Annotated in this window: 5 protein-coding genes; 4 read left to right on the top strand and 1 reads right to left on the bottom strand. The window is 57.1% G+C overall.

Annotated features, from left to right (window positions below):
- Positions 1 to 306: 306 nt before the first annotated feature.
- Positions 307 to 702 (bottom strand): DUF5681 domain-containing protein, encoded by a 396-nt coding sequence (locus Q7S58_RS14245; RefSeq protein WP_304826909.1) that lies wholly within the window; start codon positions 700 to 702, stop codon positions 307 to 309.
- Positions 703 to 886: 184 nt separating this feature from the next.
- On the opposite strand from Q7S58_RS14245, the gene Q7S58_RS14240 reads away from it, so the two are divergent.
- The 4 genes from Q7S58_RS14240 to Q7S58_RS14225 all read left to right on the top strand — a co-directional run bounded on the left by Q7S58_RS14240 (position 887) and on the right by Q7S58_RS14225 (position 6,275).
- Complete coding sequence (locus tag Q7S58_RS14240) at positions 887 to 1,258, top strand: hypothetical protein (RefSeq protein WP_304826906.1); 372 nt, start codon at positions 887 to 889, stop codon at positions 1,256 to 1,258.
- A 109-nt stretch (positions 1,259 to 1,367) separates the two neighbouring features.
- On the top strand, positions 1,368 to 2,657 hold the full coding sequence (locus Q7S58_RS14235; protein WP_304826903.1) for a DUF1329 domain-containing protein: 1,290 nt from the start codon (positions 1,368 to 1,370) through the stop codon (positions 2,655 to 2,657).
- 1,285 nt (positions 2,658 to 3,942) lie between these two features.
- Entirely contained in the window at positions 3,943 to 4,995 is a 1,053-nt protein-coding gene (locus Q7S58_RS14230; RefSeq protein WP_304826900.1) for an alpha/beta hydrolase family protein, read from the top strand.
- Positions 4,996 to 5,822: 827 nt separating this feature from the next.
- Positions 5,823 to 6,275: a hypothetical protein gene (locus Q7S58_RS14225; RefSeq protein ID WP_304826897.1), complete on the top strand. Its 453-nt coding sequence runs from the start codon at positions 5,823 to 5,825 to the stop codon at positions 6,273 to 6,275.
- The last annotated feature ends 903 nt before the right edge of the window (positions 6,276 to 7,178 follow it).

The following is a 7,178-nucleotide window of genomic DNA, read 5'->3' as shown; positions in this document are numbered from 1 at the left end:
GGCGGCTTGCCGTAGCCTATCTCATCGTTCCCGTCTTTTTTCTTCACCGTTGTTCGTTCCTCCACCACCGAATTGAACTTCCGAACGGAAGTTCAATCACAACCGACTCGCTAATTTCACTGTCAGAGCCTCGTCGCTGTGCGAAGAAGTCCCGATCCCTCCGTCCGTCCTCAGAATCGCCTTTGACCTTCGTGCTTTGGCACCAAGCGGTCGCCCTGTGGGCCGCAAGCCGATCCTGTGGAATCATGCTTCTGATCTCCTCAGTCTAAGAGCGATTGCAGATCACTACGAACCTCTTCACTGGATTCATTTGTAGTTGAATTCTGACGGATCTCCCACCAGGGCTTTCATGATGGCCTCCGCGGTTTTGTCCGATATGCCGCCTGATTTTTTCCTGGATTCAGGCAGATGCTTCTCCAACGCGGGTATGTTCTCGAGCAGCAATCGTATCGAGCGGTAGTCTCCGCGAGCCGCCTTGTTGATCCATTGCTTGAGGACGACTTCGAGCATGGAGATGCTTCGTTGCTGGCCCTGTTCGTTCACGGCTACCTTCTGTGCGAGGATTTTTCTGAGCAAGGTCTTGCTGCCCTTTGACCCCCTCGGCCGCCCCTTGGGATTACCGGACTGTCCCTTCTTGAATTGGTGCTGTCGTGGCGGTCGACGGTAGCCTACTCTGTAATTCGGATCGTCCTTATCCTCCATTCCCTCTATCCTCCGCTGCCTGCCCCTCTTCGGCCTCAATATCCGCAAACTGTTTGCCAGATGAAGCGTGTCGAGCGCTGCTGCGCGTGAACGTCTGCCAGCAGCGAATGATGGTGTCGACGTAAAGCGGGTCGAGCTCCGGGCCATAGCAGCGCCGCCCACTGCGCTCGGACGGCGCCGCACGATGGCGTTCGCGGTGATCTGCGCCGGATTGGTCGTGCCGCTCTGGATCTATCCGGGCACGCTCGCGATGCTGATCGCCGGCGCCTTTCTGATGCAGTTCATGGTGCAGGGCGCATGGGGCGTCATCCCGGCGCATCTCACCGAGCTATCACCGCCCGAAGTGCGCGGCCTGTTCTCCGGCCTCGCGTATCAGATGGGCGTGCTGCTCGCATCCAACGCCGCGTTCGGCGAGGCGCTGCTCGCGGAGAAATTCGGCTACTCGGCGGCGCTCGCGGGGGTCGCTGCGATCGTGATGGTTTCAACTGCGGTCGTGATCATGCTGGGCCGCGAGCGCCTCGGCCGCGACCTCCATTCCGGCGCCGCCGACAGTTGACTCTTGGCGAGAATGGGTTCTCGCTGCGATCTCTGATAGTTTCTCTGCTGACTCTTGCCTGCCCGAACAGCGGGGACCTCAGCGCGTCCATGATCTCGTGAACTTCGAGATGCGAAGCCAACCGCAAATCAAATTCGTTTCGTTCCTAGCGATCGTCACCGTAGTCCTGGCGATCTCTATTCGAGTCTCGGCGCAGGTGAAGCCCGGCGACTTCATCACCGCCGATAATGCGCCGTTAGTGAAAGACCTGCTCGCGCCGGGAGTGTATTGGCGCGTCCAGCACGGCATGACGATGAAGATAGTCCCGACGGAACGAATCGATTGGCCGCCGCCGTATAAAGAAGCGACCGAGAAATACTCGGCGCAGGTGACGCTCTCGGCAGATCATCGGAGCCTCGTCGGCTATGTGGCGGGACAGCCGTTTCCGCTGGTCGATCCCAATGACCCCTACGCTGCAGTCAAGATCATGTGGAACAACTCGTTCCGGCCGATGTACACCGACGATCTCGACGCGCGCTTCTTCGGCTGTCACGGACGCTTCGAGGAACGCGACAAGAAAGAGCACGAAGTCGAGTACGAGGAGGTCGGCCACTATCTGCTGTATAACGAAGTTGGGCGAACGGAAATCGAGCCGTTGCCCTTCGATCCCGATTTCAAATCCACCGGGCGCTACTTCATGACCGCGCTCTATCCGGTGCTCGCGCCTGCCGAGATTCGCGGCCAGGCTTTTCTTCGGTTTCGTTATGCTGACCCGAACCGTGGTGACGACGCATGGTTTTGGAGGCCGGGTTCGCGCAGGCTGCGCCGACAGAATGAGGCCGCGCTCGGCAGTTCGCAGGGTGTCGAGCAGTTCTACCCGGACGACTACGAAGGCTTCAGCGCCAAGAACGAGAATTACGACTGGAAATTTCTCGGCGAGAAAACGATGCTCGCTGCGATCAACGTCGAACATGTTCCCGGCACTCCTTGCCCGACCGATGGGCACGCTAGCGTCTGCCCCGAACGATGGCAGTTGCGCCGCATGTTCATTGTCGAAGGCACCCCGCGCCGCAGCCGCGTCCCCGAGGAGCTCTACTCAAAGCACATCGTTTATATCGACGCCGAAGGATGGGTGGTGCTGGCTCATGACGCATACAGCCGCAAGGGCGAGCTCTACAAAAGCTTCGCGAACTGGCTGACCTATCGCGATCGCCCGGTCCCCGACGCGCGGATCGCTATCTATCCGTTCAAGCGCCTCTTTGAGATCGCCGAGACCACGACCGACGTACAATCCGGCCTGGCCGAAACTTGCTTCCTGCCGTCTCCAGATACCACCGAGAAGGAAACCTGGTACATCAACATGGGCGCAGCGAGCAAAACCATGTTCACGCTGCAAGCGGTGGTCAACGCGGCCCACTGAACAGTCGATACCCTACCCAGGGCTGCGCCTCAATGAAATTTCTTGGCGACCGCCGGCAAGACGCACCGATCTTGGATCGATAGCCGGGACCGTCACCGGATCATTCACCGTGGATGCCGCCTCAAGCACCCTGCCGTGCTGGTGCCAGCGTTCCCGCCGAAGGCAAGTGTCAGTTCGCCTTGAGGTATATGCCCACTGCACCCACCCAGCAGAACGGACGCCTTACGATCAACGACAATTCAGTGGTGAGGCAAAAGTCGAGCGAGACGAAGGTCTTCTCAGGCTGTGGATCAAGATTCAATCCTTTTTATCTCGGTGGCTTGCCCTTTTCCTTTGAAAAAGGCAGAGGGGATAAAAACGATCAAATTCCCTGTTCGGAAGGGGAACAGGGACATTTAATTCCTTGATCCGATCAATTAACATCCCTGTTAAGATTTCTACGGAATTCTCAGAAATTGCATCGCATATACGCGGTCTTTTTTCGGTTGGACGGTCCTATCTAGGCCCAAAATCTGAGAAATACCCTGTATTTTCCCTAGCAGGTTGCGGAAAAACCCGGCGAAAGACGATTTCGGCGAAGAGTAAGCATTACTACGATTGCGAGAGTGCGTCTTGGATCAATGTTGTCAGGGGTTAAAAACACTTTTTCCGCAACCTGCTAGTGATCAGGGATTCGTTGCGGAGAGCAGTTCGCAGCAGACTGCGTCATCCGCCAGTCAGTCCTCGACGTAGGGCATTCTCCGCAGATGTGCGCGAAATCCGCGCGTGTGCGCGGCTTCCGCGCATTCAAAGCGTACCGGAGAATCATCAATTGCTGGCTTCGCGGCGGATGTGGCCTGGATTCTCTCCGCCCGCCGTCCACCCGGTGCGCTTTGCGCACACCTGAAACTCGTTTCGCATCTCCGCGCACGAGTGCGCGAAATACCGGCGTTTCACCGCCGCGACGGTCCGGTACTATTTAACCAATATGTACCAATGGCAGCGCTCCGTTCGGTCGTCTATATCTATGATTTGAGAGGTCGCCGCGACGAAGGCACGGAAGCATCCGCAGGGGCGAGCAAAGGCCACTATTGAGCGTGATGCAGTTGAATCGAAGAACATTCAACTTCCGAGATTGGCGGTCCTGGGACCCGAAGTCGCGCAAGTCGGTGGGTTGCAGATCGTTCTGCATTTGAATGAACCCAACTGGGGAGTTCAGAGAAAGTAACGTCACAATTGCAAGTGAACCCGGAAACCAAGGCCTTCAGCCTTGACGACGGCTTCTGATCCTGAGCATCGTCGGAGCATGGCAAACTCACGCGTTGAGAGATCAAAGCTGCCGGTTGATTTCGCGCCGGAGGGAGTGCCGTATGCAGCCATTTTGCCGCCGGGTTACGACCAAGGTGGCCCGGTGCCACTGTGCCTGGTTTTGCATGGCGGCGGCGGGAGCCATCAGAACCTTGTCGATTCGAAGCCGATTTACGACGAACTGTGGGCAAGTGGGGCGATGCCGCCGCTGGTGCTCGCCTCGGCCGGCATCAGCCCGTTGGGCTTTTATCTGGATCACCCGGGCGGCAGAATCCGCTGGGAGAGTTTTATCGCGCAGGATTTCATCGCGCATCTGCGCCGCACCTACAACGTTCGGGGCGATCGCAATTCGACAGTCATTTCGGGCACGTCGATGGGCGGCCACGGCAGTTTGAGAATTGCGTTCCGGAACCCCGATAGATTTGCGGCCGTGGCCGCGCTCGAGCCGGCTCTTGATCCCGCGCTGCAGCTTAATGACGTCACCGCGCGCAACCACTTCTTCTACCCGCTGGTCCTGAAGTCGGGCGGCGATGCCAGCGCCGATCAGCTTGTCGGTTCGAATCGCGACGCGGCGCTCTTCAAGGCCAATAATCCCGCCAATCTTGCGATTGCCAACGCCGACGCGATCCGCGCCAGCGGTCTTGCGATCTATATCGAAGCTGGCGACGAGGATGTATTCAACCTTCACGACGGCGCAGAGTTTCTCCACCGGGTATTGTGGGATCTCGATATCTCGCACGAGTACCATGTGGCGCGCGGCGCCGATCATGTCGGGCCGAGTCTGCCGCACCGAATGCGCAGCGCCTACGCCTGGGTGGGTTCGGTTTTGACACCGCCCGATCCTCAGGCCAACGAAATTACGTCAGCCGAGGGCGCCTGGGTCGAATGGATGGAGGGCAGGCTCAAAGGCGATCCACCACTGATAGATCCGATGAGTCCGGCGATGGTTCGGGCGTACCGCCGGTGGTTGGCATCGGCTCGGGAGATGGCTGCCAAAATTGATCCGACTACGAATCGGCGCTACGGAGTTCTCCCGCCCGTAAGACTATAGCCAACGGCCAGTGGTTCGGGGTTTTGCTCCCCGATGGCATCGCGCTTTGGCTTTGAGCTAGTCGGCGCGCGCCAGCCCGCTCCGCACGAAGGTGGCGAGTTCCTGAATACCATCCTAGCGCGGCAGAGCTGCGTGATTTCGAGGGTGAGTATTCAAGCAGAGAGCTTGACATCCCGTACTATTTGGCCGTCGAGGGAAATGGTCTCCTGCTGCGCGCTCTGAAGCTGGCCGGACAACCTCTCGCGCCTGTGACGAGCGACTTGTTTATCGGTGGCGACAGGCGCGTTCGCTTCACTCGCGACCCGCAAGGAAAAGTCTCCGGTTTCCTGATGAGCGGATATTGGAAGCGAGTACAAAATCTTAGGTTCGAGCGCACGGCGCCTCATTAAATTACGCGGGAGGCACATGCTGACCCGCGATTATCGAAGGTTATGCGGAACGTGGCGATCTTACTCCCCGGCAACCCGACATGCGCGATGAACGCGAAGCACGATTGTCACCTGCCTTGGCGACGCTAACGATTTGCATCGGTAGCTCAGAGGGAAGAGCGAGGTTCAAAGGCCGTGCATACTCTCAACGCTCGATTGATTGAGAAGGAAGAGGAGCCGCGCATATCCTTCTTCATCCTCTCGCTTGATTCTGTCTAAATTCATTCAGACGTCGGCGAAGCATTCGCCGCGGCTTAGCGTTCCGAGTTTCGCCGGCTTGTTGATATCCTCTTGCTCTCGAGTTAACGGCGGTGGACCCTTCGTTGCTTGAACTTGGAGACGTGTGATAAATCGTCTCGGGTGATGAGCGCCATCTCGGGAGCAGTCTGAAGGTCGGCAATGCAATCGACGAGCGGTAGAGTCGCCGACTGGGACAACCTTTTCTCCCCGTTCCGTAAGGCAAAGAAATACAAGCACGGTCTTCATGATGTTTGCGACGAATTAGAATTTGCCGAGTTCGAGCTGTCGCTCGTTGAAGAGCTGAACCGCCTTCGTCACGACTTTCTCTCTGGGGAATATAAGACATCGGCGCTGCGCCTCCTGCCAATCCCCAAAAAACCGAAAGACGGAAATACGCGCATGCGCCAGTTTTTCGAGCTGGCAGTTCGCGATCAGATTGCCTGGATTGCCGTGGCAAATGTTATTGGGCCTAATTTGGATGGCCTGATGCCGCCATGGGTCTACGGCTACCGTTTGTACAGGACTCCGGCGCGTCGCAGATCTGTTAAAAACAGTTCGGCGACCCCTTCCTCGTATACTCATTGGCAAGGCGAATTGTACCAGAAGTTTTGAAGATAGCTGGCCTCTATATCGTCGACACATTGAAGCTGCTGCTCGGTGCGCTCGTACTAACCGGAATGATTCACCTATCGACACGTCGCGGCGGTCCCACTCCGTGCACCCTGCCTACCTGCCAAAGTACCTGAAGGCATCCTTCTGGAGGACCAGACCGCTCTCATATCAAAGCCCATATCTCTGCAGTCTCGACTTCAAGCACTTCTACCCGTCGATTCGTTCGGAGAATATCAAGAAAAATCTCTTCAAATACTATGCACCTTATCGTAGGGAACTTCCTTTCCGCACCTTGGTCGAATGCCGCCCAGCAATCCGATCAGCAGCGATTCGCACAGCAGCAGGGAAAGTATCGTGCGCGGGGCGAAACCGATCGAGCGCATCACTCGATCCTGATCTCTCACCGCCATCGCGAGCTTCAGTTTAGCCAGTCACTCCACGAGCCGGCCCTGTAGACCCAGGTTAGCTCGCACCTTGGGTAGGCTTGCGAAACGATCGCTCAATCGCGATGGTTTGGCGGTCTCGGGCTTGGGGTTTTGCTACAACTGGATGCATTTAATTCGCTGATCGGATCAATTTAAATCCCTGTTACGATTTCTAGGGAATTCTCAGAAATACCCTAACAAGTAAACGGGCTTTTTCGGTCAAACGCACATGATCGCCATTCTTGTCGAGGATTTCGCGGAGATATTCTCCGCTGGCCGCTCTGTCGGTGCGCTTTCACGACAATGGTTGTCACGCGATTCGATACGCCACGAGCGTCCTAAGGGGTCGTATCTTTTGCCACCGTGCAGGAGATGCTTCCATTCGGACCCGGCGCCTGGGTACATGTGCACAGACACTCATTGATATCCGGCAATGGTGGTCCGTCGAGCTTTAGCGTAAGGAATTTCGGGACTCCGG

It is taken from the genome of Candidatus Binatus sp. (genome assembly GCF_030646925.1).
Taxonomy (GTDB): Bacteria; Desulfobacterota; Binatia; order Binatales; family Binataceae; genus Binatus.
The sequence above is the reverse complement of the archived record's forward strand: the minus strand, read 5'-3'. Positions and strand labels throughout refer to the sequence as shown.